This is a genomic window from Ruegeria sp. I1, assembly GCF_056532675.1.
In genome coordinates this window covers 642599-658066 of record NZ_JBQFNM010000001.1, presented here as the reverse complement: position 1 = coordinate 658066, position 15468 = coordinate 642599, and the positions used below count along the sequence as shown (strand labels likewise).

Here is a 15468-nt window from a genome sequence, read left to right as displayed (position 1 = left end):
AATGCAGCCGTCAGATAAGGCCCTCGTCCCATTTGTATCCGTCGACAACATGATGCGGCTGGTTCACCATGTCGGGGTCGAGCAGATGATCACCAAGATCGCAGCGCAGATCGAGGCTGATTTCAAACGGTGGGAAAGCTTCGATAAAACCCCCCGTATCCCGGCCCATTCCCCACATGGCGTGATCGAGTTGATGCCGACCTCGGATGGCGAAGCTTACGGATTCAAGTATGTCAACGGCCACCCGAAGAACACCTCCGAAGGCCTTCAGACCGTCACGGCTTTTGGCCTGCTCGCAGATGTCTACACGGGTTACCCGACCCTGCTGACCGAGATGACCATGCTGACCGCCCTGCGCACTGCTGCAACATCGGCCCTGGTCGGCCAGTATCTGGCCCCGAAAAACGCGAGGACGATGGCAATGATCGGCAATGGCGCGCAGTCCGAATTCCAGTGTCTGGCCTTTAAAACCATGTGCGGTATCGACACCGTTCGTCTTTATGACATTGACCCGAACGCCACCGCCAAATGCGCCGCCAACCTGCAAGGCAAGGGCCTGACCGTCGTATCCTGCAAAACCGCCGAGAACGCCATTGAAGGCGCACAGATCATCTCGACCTGCACCGCAGACAAGAAGTATGCCACCATCCTGACCGACAACATGGTCGGCCCCGGTGTGCACATAAACGCCATCGGTGGCGATTGCCCGGGCAAGACCGAATTGCACCGCGATATTTTGTTACGCTCTGAAATCTTCGTCGAATACCCCGAGCAGACAAGGATCGAAGGTGAGATTCAAGCGCTTGAAGACGATCATCCGGTGACCGAGATGTGGCAGGTAATGATGGGACAAGCCGAGGGGCGCAAAGATGATCGGCAGATTACTCTGTTTGACAGCGTGGGCTTTGCCATCGAAGATTTCTCGGCCCTGCGGGTCATCAAGAACGTGGTCGCCGAGACGGAGTTTTTTGAGCCACTCGATATGCTGGCGGACCCGGACGATCCGCGTGATCTGTTCGGGATGTTGATGCGGGCGCAGTAACACCCGCATCGTTCGTTTACGAGGTCGCGAAAGAGGGGGCTCTGCCCCCGCCGCCCTTCGGGCGTCTCCGCCGGGATATTTTTGGCCAGATGAAGTAATGGATCATTAACCAAAGCCACCAAATGGAGAGAGGCGGTACAGGCAGGGATGCCGATGACCGCGCCAGGTGAAGCTCTTTGGGCGGAAGTTTAGAGAGTGGATCCCTGCTTCATCTGGCTATAAATATCCCGGAGCGCGAGGCAGAGCCTCGCTGGCCCCTACCCTGCCAAGGATGGCAAGAAGAGGACAATGCCCGGGAAGGCCACAAGCAGCGCAATCGTCAACGCATCCGCGATGAAGAACGGTGTCACACCTTTAAATACATCCTGAACACTCAGATCAGGCCGCACGCCGGCGACAACGAAACAGTTCAAGCCAATGGGCGGCGTGATCAGACAGAACTCGGCCATTTTGACGACTAGAATACCGAACCAGATCGCACACATCGGACCGGACATGCCAAAGGCGCTGTCAGCCGCACTGACGGTTTCACCGCCATTCAAGGCCATCACCGCCGGGTAGACAACTGGAAGGGTCAGCAAGAGCATCCCAATGGCATCCATGAACATGCCCAGCACAGCATAGGCCAGAAGAATGCAGATCAGGATCAACATTGGGGACATCTCAAGGGACGTAATCCAGTCCGAGAATGCGCCCGGCAAATCTGCGAATCCCAGAAAGCGCACATAGATCAAGACACCCCAGATGATCGAAAAGATCATTGCTGTCAGTTTGGCGGTTTCCAGCAGGGCGGACTTGAACTCGGGCCAGCGCATGCCGTGAAACAGGGCAAAACAGAAGACGATGAAAGCCCCTATTGCGCCGCCTTCGGTCGGGGTACCCCAGGCTTTGTCGCCGAAGGGGTTATAGACAAAGCAGATGATAATCAGGATCACGGCCACGATCGGAATGGCACCGGGCAGTGCGGCGAAGCGCTGTTTCCAACTGAAACCTGTCACCGGAGGACCCACCGATTTAAACACAACCGCGATGCCGACGATCAATAGGCCATAAACAAGCGCTGAGAACGCTCCGGGTATGAACCCCGCCAGAAGCAATTTACCGACGTCTTGTTCAACGATTATGGCGTAGATCACAAGGATCGCCGAAGGCGGGATAAGTGAGGCCAAGGTACCGCCTGCAGCAACGACCCCGGCGGCAAAGCGTTTGTTGTAGCCCACGCTCAGCATCTCTGGGATTGCAATGCGCGCGAACACGGCAGATGTCGCAACTGAGGCACCGGATACTGCGGCAAACCCAGCGGTGGCGAAAATGGTCGAAACAGCCAACCCGCCGGGCACCCAGGCAATCCAGCGTTTGGCGGCTTCAAAGAGCGCTCGCGTCAGACCGGCGTAATAAGCCAAATAGCCGATCAGGATGAAGGTCGGAATCAGACTGAGCGTATGGGCCGCCACTTTGGAATGCGGCACCTGCCCGGCTGTTTTCACGGCCACTGTAACGGCTTTGCCAAAACGGTCCGGATCGTAGCCGAACTTGGCCCAGAAAATCCAAATCAGCCCGATTAACCCGGCCAGACCCGCAGCAAAGGCCACGCGCATCCCGGTTACAACAAGAAGCAGCAGACCTCCGGTGACCCAAAGGCCAATCTCAATCGTATCCATGCGCTAGTCCTGCCCTTCGAACTGTTCTGCCTCGGCAGCGGCTTGGGCGGCTGCATCTTGGATCAATGGAACAGCAACCGGCGTCTCAAGACCCAGCACTAAGGCGCGCCCATATCCCCAAACCTGCAGAACCAGCCGCATGCACAACACCGAGAACGCCACTGGCGCCAGCAGTTTTGCAGGCCAAAGCGGTATACCAATGTCGATTGAACTGTCGCGGCTCCACAGTGGAGCATCGAAATCGAAGGACCGGTCGAAATGTGACCAGCTGCCCCAGACCAGGGCCAGCATCAGGACAAGGATCAAAAGGACCGACATAAGTTCAAACAGCCATAGGGCCCGCCCCTGCAGGCGAGAGATCACGATGTCCATGCGGATATGCCCGCCATCGCGCTGCACATAAGAAATGCCCAGAAAGGCAATCAGCGGCATCGCCTGTTCGATCCAATCCACATAGCCAGGCAGCGGCGCGTTAAAGGCGTTCCGACCACTGACCGAGACAACGGCCAGAACCATTAGGCTGAACACGGCGAACCCGCTGATCAGCGCCATGAACCGCTCGAGTGTCAGCAGACGCTGATCCAGCTGGCTGAGGCGGCTGCCATCTTCCAGCACCGTGGCTTGACCTGCCATTCCGGTGATCCTTTTTAGTGAAGCAATACGGGCACCCGTTAGGGGTGCCCGAATGTAAGATCAGTTCCCGCCGCGTTGTTGCTGCAGCGTGGCTTGAACAAGATCATAAAGCTCTTGCGCCGGAAGGCCCTGGGCAGACATATCTGCGATCCACTGTTCACGGATCGGGTCAGCCGCCTTTGTGCGGAACTCTTCGATGACAGCGTCGTCGATCATCACTTTCTGAACGCCTTTTTCGGACAGAACGCTATCCCATTGCTCGAGCAGACCGCCGTAATTCGCCAGATAATGCGCAATTGCTTCGTCAATCGAGCTGTCGAGCGCTTCGCGATGCTCGGGCGACAATGCCTCATAGGCATCGATGTTCACAACAACCGGGCAATTCACAGTGCCGGGGTTCAGGTTCGCCGTCCACCAGTCTGCTTCATTGATTGTACCGAAGGACAGATGCGCGTGCTGAGCGAAGGCCACGGTGTCAACAACACCGGATTCCATCGCGTTGTAGGCTTCGGTTGCGGGAACTGATGTCGGAACCCCACCCACGGCCTCGAACGCCTGACCAAGACCACCGGTTGCACGGACACGCATACCTTCGAAATCGGCCAGTTGATCTCGTGGATCGCCGGTGCCCACAAGATTGTATTGCGGCATAGGCGAGGTCATCAGGATGCGCGCATTCCACTGCGCCATTTCATCAGCCACAGCCGGATGGTCATAAACCGCATGGCTGACAGCAACTTCTTCTTCCAGATTGTTCACGCCCAGGAAAGGCAGTTCAAGCACGGTGATCGCGCGGTTCTTGTCGCGGTGATAACCTGCGCAGAACTGCGCGACTTCAAAAGCGCCGATCTCGATCCCGTCCAGGTTTTCGCGCGGCTTGGACAGGCCACCATAGCTGACATTGATCGTGAATTCGCCACCGGTTTTTTCGTTCACCAGTTCGGATAACTTTTCAACATGCTCGGTAAAGGCGCGCCGCTTGCCCCAGACCGAGGCATTCCACTCTGTTGCAGCCGCCTCGGCCACAAAGGCAATCCCAAGGGCGGCGACAGCGGCACCGCTCAAATACTTTTTCATTCTGATGTCTCCCTTATGTGCGCCTCTTCCCGAAGCGCTTGGCGAAAAGTTAGCGCCAACCCCCGCATCTGCCAACCCCGCAGACGCGGCAACGGATACCCGAAGCTCTGGACTCGGCTGTGTTTCACGCTTGGGTTTACTCTGACTCTGAGACCAAGCGGCGACTAGAGCTGCTTCAACCGCTGCGAAACGTGTTACATTCTACCCTTTGTTTTTATGTATTTATTTTAGACAGAAGGAAATTTTTTTACATATTTACACCAAGATTAGAAATTTTTTGACAAACAAATGCAGGGATTACGGCAATTTATTTATTTATTTTCAGAACGCAGCAATACTGCGCTCGGGGAGGAATGGGATCGACATTACCCGTTCAGCGGGCAAAGAAGATCCAGAACTATCCAGTCCAGAGGGAGGAGCCTCAAAAATGACTACCGCTGCCCAGGCAGATGCCAAGACATATGCGCCATCCGCAGATACCGTCGCCCGCGCGCATGTTGATGCCGCCAAATATGACGCGATGTATGCAGCTTCGATCAGTGACCCCGACGCTTTTTGGGCCGAGCAAGGCAAACGCGTCGACTGGATCAAACCCTTCTCTCAGGTCAAAGACGTCAACTACGATTTCGGCTCGGTCAAGATCAACTGGTTCGCAGACGGTACGCTCAACGTATCTGCCAACTGCTTGGACCGCCATCTTGAATCGCGCGGAGATCAGACCGCGATCATTTGGGAACCCGATGATCCAAATGATCCCGCCCAGCACATCACCTATGCCGAATTGCACCGCCGTACGTGCCGGATGGCAAACATTCTGGAAACGCTGGGTGTGCGCAAAGGTGACCGGGTTGTGATTTATCTGCCGATGATCCCCGAGGCGGCCTATGCGATGCTGGCCTGTGCACGGATCGGCGCGATCCATTCGATTGTTTTTGCAGGCTTTTCACCAGACGCCCTAGCCGCGCGCGTCAATGGGTGTGACGCCAAGGTCGTCATCACAGCAGATGAAGCCCCGCGCGGGGGCCGTAAGACACCGCTGAAATCCAACGCCGATGCGGCCCTGCTGCACTGCAAGGACATAGTGAAGTGCCTCGTTGTCAAACGCACAGGCGGTCAGACCACTTGGATTGACGGTCGCGACTGCGACTACAACGAAATGGCGCTGGAAGCGGATGACTATTGCGCACCTGCTGAGATGAGCGCCGAGGATCCGCTGTTTATCCTCTACACCTCTGGCTCAACAGGTCAGCCCAAAGGCGTTGTTCATACGACCGGGGGCTATCTGGTTTACGCGGCCATGACGCATGAGATCACCTTCGACTACCACGATGGCGATATCTACTGGTGCACCGCAGATGTGGGCTGGGTGACCGGCCACAGCTATATCGTCTACGGCCCGCTGGCCAATGGCGCAACCACGCTGATGTTCGAAGGCGTGCCAACCTATCCGGACGCTAGCCGCTTCTGGCAGGTCTGCGAAAAGCACAAGGTCAATCAGTTCTACACGGCCCCAACCGCGATCCGTGCGTTGATGGGCCAAGGCACTGAGTTCGTCGAGAATTGTGATCTTAGCGACTTGCGCACATTGGGGACCGTGGGTGAACCGATCAACCCAGAAGCCTGGAACTGGTACAATGAGGTTGTCGGCAAAGGCAAATGCCCCATCGTGGATACATGGTGGCAGACCGAAACCGGTGGCCACCTGATGACCCCCCTGCCCGGTGCACACGCGATGAAGCCGGGCTCGGCCATGAAACCCTTCTTTGGCATTCAGCCCGTGGTTTTGGACCCGCAATCCGGGGTGGAGATCGAGGGCAACGGCGTCGAAGGCGTTCTGTGTATCAAAGACAGCTGGCCCGGTCAGATGCGCACCGTTTGGGGAGATCATGAGCGGTTCGAAAAGACCTATTTCTCGGACTACAAGGGCTACTACTTCACCGGTGACGGCTGCCGCCGGGATGAGGATGGTGACTACTGGATTACCGGTCGCGTTGACGATGTGATCAACGTCTCGGGCCACCGCATGGGCACCGCTGAGGTGGAAAGTGCGCTGGTTGCACATGCCGCTGTGGCCGAGGCGGCCGTGGTTGGGTATCCCCATGAAATCAAAGGGCAAGGTATCTATTGCTACGTCACTTTGATGAATGATCGTGAACCTTCGGATGAGCTGCTGAAAGAGCTGCGCACTTGGGTTCGAACCGAGATCGGACCAATTGCCAGCCCGGATGTCATTCAGTGGGCCCCCGGCCTGCCAAAGACCCGTTCGGGAAAGATCATGCGCCGCATCCTGCGCAAGATCGCCGAAAACGACTTTGGCAGCCTGGGCGATACTTCAACCCTCGCAGACCCGTCAGTGGTTGAAGACCTGATCGAAAACAGGGCCAACACCTAGGCCCTGACCTAAGACGACCTCATCGCCCGCTCTGGAGGATCTCGCGGGCGATGAGACACACGAATGGGAGGAGATAGGCCGCAAGGCTTTGATCCTGAAACCGAATACTTCGATTGAACCGCTTTGGCGGAACAGCGGAGTTTTGCCGGACGTCACGGGGCGTTTGGCACAACCAAGAAGCGGCGCATCGCACTGGAGGAGTTGTGCAGCGTCGCCCAAGAGGGAAGCGAAGGAGGACACCGCATGGCGGATCATTCATCAAACTCCGCGCAGGCTGCCGATGCCGATAAGGGCTATTGGCAGGCCAACCTGCGCCTCATCTACATCAGCCTCGTCATCTGGGCGCTGGTGTCGTTTGGATTCGGCATCCTGCTGCGTCCGCTTCTGTCGGGGATCGCCATCGGCGGCACCGATCTGGGCTTTTGGTTCGCTCAGCAAGGATCAATCCTGGTCTTTCTGGTGCTGATCTTCAACTACGCCTGGCGCATGAACAAGCTGGACGCTGAATACGGCGTGGACGAGGAGTAAGCGAACCATGGATCAGTTTACCATCAACCTGCTGTTTGTTGGCGCATCCTTCGCGCTCTACATCGGCATCGCGATCTGGGCCCGCGCTGGGTCCACATCTGAATTCTACGCTGCGGGCCGCGGCGTTCACCCGGTCACCAACGGTATGGCGACAGCGGCAGACTGGATGTCTGCGGCCTCGTTCATCTCAATGGCGGGCCTGATTGCCTTTACCGGCTATGACAACTCGACCTTCCTGATGGGTTGGACCGGTGGTTACGTACTGCTGGCACTGCTGCTTGCGCCCTACCTGCGTAAGTTTGGCAAGTACACCGTCTCGGAATTCATTGGCGACCGGTTCTACAGCCAGACCGCACGTGTTGTTGCGGTTGTCTGTCTGATCGTGGCGTCGGTGACTTACGTGATCGGTCAGATGACCGGCGTGGGCGTAGCCTTTGGCCGCTTCCTCGAGGTCGACAACACCACCGGACTGCTGATCGGTGCCGCTGTTGTGTTTGCCTACGCGGTGTTTGGCGGGATGAAGGGCGTGACCTACACTCAGGTCGCTCAGTACTGCGTGCTGATCACCGCCTACACCATCCCGGCCATCTTCATCTCGTTGCAGCTGACAGGCACGCCGATCCCGGCGCTGGGTCTGTTTGGCGACACCGCAAGTGGTGAGCCGCTGCTGACCAAGCTGGACGCAATCGTGACCGAGCTGGGCTTTAACGAATACACAGCCCACCATTCGAACACGCTGAACATGGTTCTGTTCACGCTGTCGCTGATGATCGGTACTGCCGGTCTGCCACACGTGATCATGCGCTTCTTCACCGTGCCGAAAGTCTCTGACGCCCGTTGGTCCGCTGGCTGGACGCTGGTCTTCATCGCTCTGCTGTATCTGACCGCCCCTGCGGTTGGTGCCATGGCACGTCTGAACATCAGTGAAATGATGTGGCCCAATGGCGGCATCGAAGGTGGTGCTGTGAGTGTCGAACAGATCGACAACGACCAACAATATGACTGGATGGCCACGTGGCAGAAAACCGGCCTACTGGACTGGGAAGACAAGAACGGCGACGGCAAAATCCAGTACTACAACGACAAATCCGAAGCGATGCAGGCCATTGCGGAAGAAAAAGGCTGGGTTGGTAACGAGCTGACCAAGTTCAACCGCGACATCCTGGTTCTGGCGAACCCGGAAATTGCCAACCTGCCAGGTTGGGTTGTGGGTCTGGTTGCTGCCGGTGGTCTGGCTGCGGCGCTGTCCACGGCTGCGGGTCTGTTGCTGGCGATCTCGTCAGCGGTGTCCCACGACCTTGTCAAAGGGGCGATCAACCCGTCGATCTCTGAAAAGGGTGAGCTTCTGGCGGCGCGGATTGCCATGGCTGTGGCCATCGTGGTCGCAACATGGCTGGGTCTGAACCCACCGGGCTTTGCAGCGCAAACCGTGGCCCTGGCCTTTGGTCTGGCGGCAGCCTCGATCTTCCCGGCGCTGATGATGGGGATCTTCTCGACCCGCATCAACAACACCGGCGCGGTCGCTGGCATGATGGCTGGCCTGGTTGTGACCTTGGTCTACATCTTCCTGCACAAAGGCTGGCTGTTCATTCCGGGTACCAACTCGTTCACCGATGCTGACCCGCTGCTGGGTCCGATCAAGTCGACCTCGTTCGGCGCCATCGGTGCAATGATCAACTTCGGCGTTGCCTACGTCGTTGCCGGCATGACCAAAGAGACTCCGCAGGAGATCGTTGAATTGGTCGAAAGCGTTCGCATTCCCCGTGGTGCTGGCGCAGCTCAGAATAAATGAGCATGATGCGGTGCATGAATAACCTCTATGTGCCGCGTCTTTCGACTTACTGTTCCCGCCCGGCATTCCACCGGGCGGGATTTTTGCTTGGAGATCATTGAGCGTTCTGATGACCCTGTCCCAATCGCAGATCACCCGGTTTCTGAAATCCGTCCATCCCTATGACGCGTTGGCCGAGGACGTGCTGGAAGATATCGCACGCCGGGCGGACATTCAGGATGTGGACGCGGATGCGCAGCTTTATGATCTGGGGCACACCCTGCCCGGCGTGTTTCTAATCTATGAAGGGCTGGTTGAGATCACGGATGAAAACGGTGCCGTTGTCTCGCAACTCGGATTGCGCAATTCCTTCGGCGAACGGGGCTTGCTGCGTAATGGCAAAGCCGCGACACGCGCAACCGCGCAACGCGCATCCATCCTGATCATTCTACCGCCCGATCTGGTACAGGAACTGGTCACCTCGCATGAGATCGTATCCCGGTTTTTCAACCGGACCCGTGGGGATCGTTCCGGGCCGCAGAGCCTGGCCACCAGTGCCATCGACGTTCTGATGGCCCGTGATCCCGCGACCTGCCTACCCGATACCCCCGTCCCCGAGGCCGCGCGCCTGATGCGCGACAAGAAGATTTCATCCCTTTGCGTGACAGATTCCGAGGCGTTGTTGGGGATCGCAACCCTGCGCGATATCTCAGGCAAATACGTGGCGGATGCACTGCCCCCGGACACGCCGATATCGGAGATCATGACCTCAAACCCCATTACGCTTTCCCCCACGGACATCGGGTCTGATGTGCTGCATATCATGATGGAGCGTGGGATCGGTCATATTCCAATTTGTAAGGCCGGTCAGCTGGTCGGGATTGTGACACAAACCGACCTGACCCATTATCAAGCGGTAAGCTCGGCTGAGTTGGTGCGCAGAATTGCCCATGCCGATTCCCCCGCCGAAATGGCAACCGTTACGGCTGAGATACCGCAACTGCTGGTCCAGCTTGTGGCCGCAGGGAACCGGCACGAGATAGTGACACGTCTGATTACCGATATCGCTGATACCGCCACACGACGCTTGCTTGCGCTGGCCGAGGATAAACTCGGCCCACCGCCTGTTCCCTATCTGTGGCTGGCCTGTGGCTCGCAAGGTCGGCAGGAACAGACAGGCGTATCCGATCAGGACAATTGCCTGATGCTGGACGACAGTGTCACCGACGGCGACATGCCTTACTTTCAATCTCTGGCCAAATTCGTCTCGGACGGGTTGGATGTCTGCGGGTATTTCTATTGCCCCGGCGACATGATGGCGACAAATCCGCGTTGGTGCCAGCCACTGCAGGTCTGGCGCGAGTATTTCAGCGGCTGGATCGCTAAACCCAACCCCGAGGCGCAGATGCTGGCCTCGGTCATGTTTGACCTGCGTCCCATCGGCGGCACGTTTGATCTGTTTGCCGATCTTCAGGCAAACACGCTGAAAGCGGCCAGTTCGAATTCGATCTTTGTGGCCCACATGATCGCAAACTCGCTGAAGCACACCCCACCTTTGGGGCTGTTTCGCGGGTTTGCCACTGTTCGGTCAGGAGAACATCGCAACACATTGGATCTAAAACATAATGGCGTGGTGCCTGTGGTTGATCTGGGCCGCATCTACGCCCTGCAAGGGCAGTTGACCGAAGCCAATACCCGCGCGCGGCTGAAAGCGGCTGAGGCGGCTGGCGTGCTCAGCCCCTCGGGTGCACGGGACCTTTTGGATGCCTATGACCTGATCGCTGAAACCCGCCTGGAACATCAGGTTCGAAGGGTCAAATCAGGCGCGGGCCCGGATAATTACCTGCCCCCCTCGGATCTATCGGATTTCGAACGCAGCCATCTGCGCGACGCCTTTGTGGTGATTAAGACAATGCAATCTGCGGTTGGTCATGGCAAAGGGATGCTGGGCTAGGATCTGTTGACGCTCTGGTAGAGCAAATGAATTGAAGAAGGGGCCGTCTGCGCCCCGAAAGTGGAGGAAACAGATGTTTCTGGAATTGATCGGCACAATATTCGCAGGCTTCGCCTTTGCCGGGGTCGTGATGGTGCTGAACAAGATAACCGGTGGCCTGTTGCCCCGATGGGCAACCCCGGTTGCGGCAGGTTTGGGTATGATCGGGATGACCATTGCCAGCGAGTATTCGTGGTATGACCGCACCCGCGACACGCTGCCTGACAGTCTGACGGTGATTCAAGAGGTTGAAAGCCGCGCAATCTACCGCCCATGGACCTATGCGGTGCCCTTTGTCGATCGCTTTGCCGCCATCGACACGGTCTCGCTGCGGACCAATGATCAAGTGCCGGATCAACGCCTGGTCGACCTGTATTTCTTTGGCCGCTGGGCGCCGCGTTCGATGGTTCCTGTTGCGGTTGACTGCGCTCAGAACCGGCGCGCCAATCTGGCCGATGGGGCCGAGTTCGGGGCTGACGGACAACTGGTAAACGCCGATTGGTTCACAGCTGGTAGCAGTGACCCAATCATTGAGGCCACCTGCGGAGTGTAATCATGCTGACCCGCCTCAGTCTTCGACTTAGGATTTTCCTGTTCTTCTGTTTGCTGGCGTTAGGCGGGCTCTTGGTGACGGCTTTGGCTCTGGGGCTCAGCTATTCCCGCGCAGACCAGCCGGAACTTCTGGATGCATTCGTTTTCTCTGGACTTCTGATTGGGTTTGGCCTGCTGGCACTGGTCGCAGGGATTTGGCTGCTGTTTGACGACAATATCGCAAAACCGATTGAGCGCATTTCGGCACAGCTTCGCGCCCGTGCCCATGCCGGCGTTAGCACGGACATGGATATGCAGGCCGCGCGCTACCTTGGCGATCTGGCCCCCGCAGCCGCGGGGCTTGCCGATCAATTGTCGGATAAGACGTTGAATATAGCCGAGGCTGTGGCGACCGAAACCGCTGCTTTGGCCACGGAAAAAGAACGCCTGACCGCTTTGCTCACCGAAATTCCGGTGGCCATGTTGCTGGCAAGTCCGACGCACAAGATCGTTCTTTATGATGCGCAGGCGGCTGAAGTTCTGGCCCAGATTGCGCATCCGCGCCTGAATGCTTCTCTGTTTGAGTATCTCAAGCCAGACTCGTTGGAGGCCGCGTATAAACGCCTGATGAAAACCGGGCTGGATGTGGATTGCACCTTGCACAGTGCCGACGACAAGCAAAGTTATCAGGCGCGGATGAAACCCTTGGGGGACGCGCCCGGATATATGCTGATCTTCGACGATAGCGCGGCCCGCATCGCCCCGGATTCGGCGCGCCCGTTGGTCTATGATTTCGACCTGCTGACAAGCGCGGCTGAGGAAGCGTTTGAAACCCGAAACCTGTCTGATCTGTGTTTTGTGGTGTTCGATACGGAAACAACTGGCCTGCTGCCCCATAAGGATGAGATCGTTCAAATCGGCGCGGTGCGCGTCATCAAGGGCCGTATCGTTGCGGGCGAGCAACTGGATATGCTGGTCGATCCGGGCATTCCCATCCCTGCGGCTTCGACCAAGGTGCACAAGGTCAGCGACCACATGGTTCAGGGCGCGCCAGATATTGGTCAGGCGGGGCGGGTGTTCCATCAATTCGCACAGGATGCCGTGATCGTCGCCCATAACGCGCCGTTTGACATGGCTTTCCTGCGCCGTCATGCGCAACGAATGGAGGTGGAATGGAACCACCCGATTCTGGATACCGTGCTGATGTCCGCAGTTCTGTTTGGCGCCAGCGAGACGCACACGCTGGACGCCCTGTGTGAGAGGCTGGACATCACCATCCCCGAAGCTCTGCGCCATACGGCACTGGGGGATGCGGTGGCCACGGCGGATGCATTGGTGAAGATGCTGCCGATGCTCGAGGCCCGCGGTATGACCACCTTCGGAGCGGTCATAGCAGAGACCCGCAAACATGGGCGGTTGCTGGAAGATTTGAACTGAGTTCGAGGCAGCGCTCTAACACTCGGTTCTTTGGCGGGTGTACCTCTTTAGCACGCCCTACCGTCCGATTATGATATCGGCGCACAAGCCGCCCAATCGCTCGCTTTTGGCGAGCCGCAGAACCCCACCATGCGCCCGCGCCACATCCGCGACAATTGCCAAACCCAGCCCGACGCCGCTGCCTTGATTCTGGTTTCGGGCCGGATCAAGGCGAGAGAACGGCTTTACCGCCTCGGTACGCCGATCCGGCGGAATGCCCGGCCCGTCATCTTCAACCCGGATACGCAAAGATTTTGGGGTGATCGACAGGCTCACGTCGGCGCGGCTTCCATACCGCACCGCGTTGCTGATCAGATTTTCAACCGCTCGCCTTATGGCCATCGGTCGCAGCATGACGCTGCCCTGCCCGTCCACTTCGACCAATGCGGCCGCGTGGCCCGCCCGTTTGGCATCTTCAACGATCTGATGCACCAGGATTTCGACGTCGGCCTCTTCCGGCGCGCCTTCGGCTGCGCCGCGCGAGAAATCCAGAAAGGCATCCAACAGAGATTGCATCTCTGTCACGTCCTGCTGCATGGGAGCCGCCTCATCCTCTGGCAGCATTGACAGGCCCAGCTTAAGCCGGGTCAAAGGCGTTCGCAGGTCGTGACTGACACCGGACAGCATCATCGTTCGTTGTTCGATCTGCCGTTCGATCCGGGCGCGCATGTCCAGAAAGGCATTGCCTGCTGCGCGCACCTCAATCGCTCCGCCGGGCGTGTAGTCGACCACCCGCCCCCGCCCAAAGGCCTCGGCGGCTTTGGACAGCCGCGTGATCGGACGCAGCTGATTGCGCATATAAAGAAACGATATCGAAGTCATGACGATGGCGAAAAACACCATTGTCACGATCAACTGATGCGGTGCCGTGGGCGCAAGACGCCTGCGGTCGAACACAAGTTCCAATGTGCCCAATGGCGTGTCCATGTAGAGCCGCGCGTCCGGTCCGTTCGGTAAAGCCACCGCCTTAAGATCAGGCAGCAGTGCATACAAATCCGCCTCAATCTGCGGGGCGATGAAATCATACCAGCGCCCGGTGCCGATATCCGGCGCTTCGTTGATATCCAGGAACCGAACGCTCATCTCCAGCGCGGCCAGATCGGGGCGCACAGCAGCCAGCGCCTGTTGCTGGGTCTCAACGCCCTCCATCGCGCTGGTCACCAGATTGACCTCACGCGCTGCGGTGCGGACCATTTGCGCTGTTACATCTTCGAGATGCCGTTGTAGAAACGCATTTCCAACGACCAGCAGCAGGACGATCACCGGCAAAACCAGAATCAACGCCGCCCGGGCGTAAAGGCTGCGTGGCAGATAAGGTTTGAGCCATTGCGAAGACATGCGCTAAACCTAGCGGGCTGCCCGGGCAAGAGGAAGAGGACAGAATGCAGGCGCCAGATGATTTCGACCCACCCGTTGGGCTTGCGATGGAATTGCAACCCGGACTAAGGCGCATTCTGGCCCCCAACCCGTCGCCCATGACCTATCGTGGGACCAATACCTATCTGCTGGGCACACGGGATGTCGCAGTGATCGACCCGGGCCCTGCGTCCGAGGCACATCTGCAGGCGATTCTGGGCGCACTAGAGCCCCGTCAAAAGATCAGCCATATCTTCGTGACCCACAGCCATTTGGATCATTCACCGCTGGCTGCACCATTGGCATCCCGAACGGGCGCGCGGATCCACGCGTTTGGAGGACCGGAGGCCGGGCGCAGTACCGTGATGACTGAACTGGCGCAGAACGGTCTGGTCGGTGGCGGTGAAGGGATTGATCTGGAGTTTCGCCCGGATGTTGAAATCGCGGATGGTGAGTTGATCGAAGGCGACGATTGGCAACTTGAGGTGATCCATACACCAGGGCATCTGGGCAATCATATCGCGCTGGCCTGGGGTCAGACCTGCTTCACCGCCGATCATGTGATGGGTTGGGCCAGCTCACAGGTTTCTCCTCCGGATGGTGATTTGACGGATTTCATGGCCGCTTGTTACAGGCTGCAAGAGCGCGATTGGTCGGTGTTTCATGCCGGCCACGGCGCACCTATCACCGACCCTGCCGGACGGTTGATATGGCTGATTCAACACAGGCTGGGCCGTGAGACGCAAATCCTATCCGCGCTGGAAGATCAGCCCGGTACCGCCCGGCAATTGGCCCAGCGCATCTACACCGAAACGCCCAAAGCGCTGCTGTCCGCAGCAGAACGGAATGTCTTTGCCCATCTGGTTGATCTGGTTGGAAAATCCAAAGTAACGCACGCGGGAGCGCTATCGACCGAGGCCGTCTTTCAACGGCACGCATAGGCGCAAAAGTTTTTTCCCAAATCGAGCGCTTCCCCACTGGACGACAAAAATCGAGGTTGCTATACGG

At 57.9% G+C, this 15468-nt stretch carries 12 protein-coding genes; 8 read left to right on the top strand and 4 right to left on the bottom strand.

Features of this window, described 5'->3' with window-relative positions:
- Position 1: 1 nt before the first annotated feature.
- Positions 2–1042: an ornithine cyclodeaminase gene (locus tag ACR0DH_RS03320; RefSeq protein ID WP_480547144.1), complete on the top strand. Its 1041-nt coding sequence runs from the start codon at positions 2–4 to the stop codon at positions 1040–1042.
- Between the two features lie 257 nt (positions 1043–1299).
- Here the strand turns inward: ACR0DH_RS03320 and ACR0DH_RS03315 are convergent, their stop codons facing one another.
- Genes ACR0DH_RS03315 through ACR0DH_RS03305 form a run of 3 tightly spaced genes read right to left on the bottom strand, consistent with a single transcriptional unit; the run spans position 1300 to position 4413 of the window.
- Complete coding sequence (locus ACR0DH_RS03315) at positions 1300–2703, bottom strand: TRAP transporter large permease (RefSeq protein WP_353007050.1); 1404 nt, start codon at positions 2701–2703, stop codon at positions 1300–1302.
- A gap of 3 nt (positions 2704–2706) precedes the next feature.
- Positions 2707–3336 (bottom strand): TRAP transporter small permease subunit, encoded by a 630-nt coding sequence (locus ACR0DH_RS03310; RefSeq protein WP_480547142.1) that lies wholly within the window; start codon positions 3334–3336, stop codon positions 2707–2709.
- Positions 3337–3396: 60 nt separating this feature from the next.
- Positions 3397–4413, bottom strand: coding sequence for a C4-dicarboxylate TRAP transporter substrate-binding protein (locus ACR0DH_RS03305; protein WP_480547140.1), 1017 nt, complete (start codon positions 4411–4413; stop codon positions 3397–3399).
- Positions 4414–4840: 427 nt separating this feature from the next.
- On the opposite strand from ACR0DH_RS03305, the gene acs reads away from it, so the two are divergent.
- The 6 genes from acs to ACR0DH_RS03275 all read left to right on the top strand — a co-directional run bounded on the left by acs (position 4841) and on the right by ACR0DH_RS03275 (position 13065).
- Positions 4841–6805, top strand: a complete 1965-nt coding sequence (acs, locus tag ACR0DH_RS03300; protein WP_480547138.1) for an acetate--CoA ligase — start codon at positions 4841–4843, stop codon at positions 6803–6805.
- 243 nt (positions 6806–7048) lie between these two features.
- A complete protein-coding gene (locus tag ACR0DH_RS03295; RefSeq protein WP_170530242.1) occupies positions 7049–7333 on the top strand; it encodes a DUF4212 domain-containing protein in 285 nt (94 codons plus the stop codon).
- A 7-nt stretch (positions 7334–7340) separates the two neighbouring features.
- Positions 7341–9125, top strand: a complete 1785-nt coding sequence (locus ACR0DH_RS03290) for a sodium:solute symporter family protein (protein WP_480547136.1) — start codon at positions 7341–7343, stop codon at positions 9123–9125.
- Between the two features lie 109 nt (positions 9126–9234).
- Positions 9235–11058, top strand: a complete 1824-nt coding sequence (locus ACR0DH_RS03285; protein WP_480852331.1) for a DUF294 nucleotidyltransferase-like domain-containing protein — start codon at positions 9235–9237, stop codon at positions 11056–11058.
- Positions 11059–11131: 73 nt separating this feature from the next.
- Positions 11132–11650 carry a hypothetical protein gene (locus ACR0DH_RS03280; protein WP_480547132.1) on the top strand — a complete coding sequence of 173 codons (519 nt, stop codon included), beginning with the start codon at positions 11132–11134 and terminating at the stop codon, positions 11648–11650.
- 2 nt (positions 11651–11652) lie between these two features.
- Positions 11653–13065 carry a 3'-5' exonuclease gene (locus ACR0DH_RS03275; RefSeq protein ID WP_480547130.1) on the top strand — a complete coding sequence of 471 codons (1413 nt, stop codon included), beginning with the start codon at positions 11653–11655 and terminating at the stop codon, positions 13063–13065.
- A 57-nt stretch (positions 13066–13122) separates the two neighbouring features.
- Here the strand turns inward: ACR0DH_RS03275 and ACR0DH_RS03270 are convergent, their stop codons facing one another.
- Complete coding sequence (locus tag ACR0DH_RS03270; protein WP_480547128.1) at positions 13123–14442, bottom strand: ATP-binding protein; 1320 nt, start codon at positions 14440–14442, stop codon at positions 13123–13125.
- Between the two features lie 44 nt (positions 14443–14486).
- Here ACR0DH_RS03270 and ACR0DH_RS03265 point away from each other — a divergent pair, with 44 nt between their 5' ends.
- Positions 14487–15401 (top strand): MBL fold metallo-hydrolase, encoded by a 915-nt coding sequence (locus tag ACR0DH_RS03265; protein ID WP_480547126.1) that lies wholly within the window; start codon positions 14487–14489, stop codon positions 15399–15401.
- Positions 15402–15468 lie beyond the last annotated feature (67 nt).

Bases quoted from the DNA above. Each gene is read 5' to 3' on its own strand.
- ACR0DH_RS03320 (WP_480547144.1), top strand. From the start codon at position 2: ATGCAGCCGTCAGATAAGGCCCTCGTCCCATTTGTATCCGTCGACAAC.
- ACR0DH_RS03315 (WP_353007050.1), bottom strand. From the start codon at position 2,703: ATGGATACGATTGAGATTGGCCTTTGGGTCACCGGAGGTCTGCTGCTT.
- ACR0DH_RS03310 (WP_480547142.1), bottom strand. From the start codon at position 3,336: ATGGCAGGTCAAGCCACGGTGCTGGAAGATGGCAGCCGCCTCAGCCAG.
- ACR0DH_RS03305 (WP_480547140.1), bottom strand. From the start codon at position 4,413: ATGAAAAAGTATTTGAGCGGTGCCGCTGTCGCCGCCCTTGGGATTGCC.
- acs (WP_480547138.1), top strand. From the start codon at position 4,841: ATGACTACCGCTGCCCAGGCAGATGCCAAGACATATGCGCCATCCGCA.
- ACR0DH_RS03295 (WP_170530242.1), top strand. From the start codon at position 7,049: ATGGCGGATCATTCATCAAACTCCGCGCAGGCTGCCGATGCCGATAAG.
- ACR0DH_RS03290 (WP_480547136.1), top strand. From the start codon at position 7,341: ATGGATCAGTTTACCATCAACCTGCTGTTTGTTGGCGCATCCTTCGCG.
- ACR0DH_RS03285 (WP_480852331.1), top strand. From the start codon at position 9,235: ATGACCCTGTCCCAATCGCAGATCACCCGGTTTCTGAAATCCGTCCAT.
- ACR0DH_RS03280 (WP_480547132.1), top strand. From the start codon at position 11,132: ATGTTTCTGGAATTGATCGGCACAATATTCGCAGGCTTCGCCTTTGCC.
- ACR0DH_RS03275 (WP_480547130.1), top strand. From the start codon at position 11,653: ATGCTGACCCGCCTCAGTCTTCGACTTAGGATTTTCCTGTTCTTCTGT.
- ACR0DH_RS03270 (WP_480547128.1), bottom strand. From the start codon at position 14,442: ATGTCTTCGCAATGGCTCAAACCTTATCTGCCACGCAGCCTTTACGCC.
- ACR0DH_RS03265 (WP_480547126.1), top strand. From the start codon at position 14,487: ATGCAGGCGCCAGATGATTTCGACCCACCCGTTGGGCTTGCGATGGAA.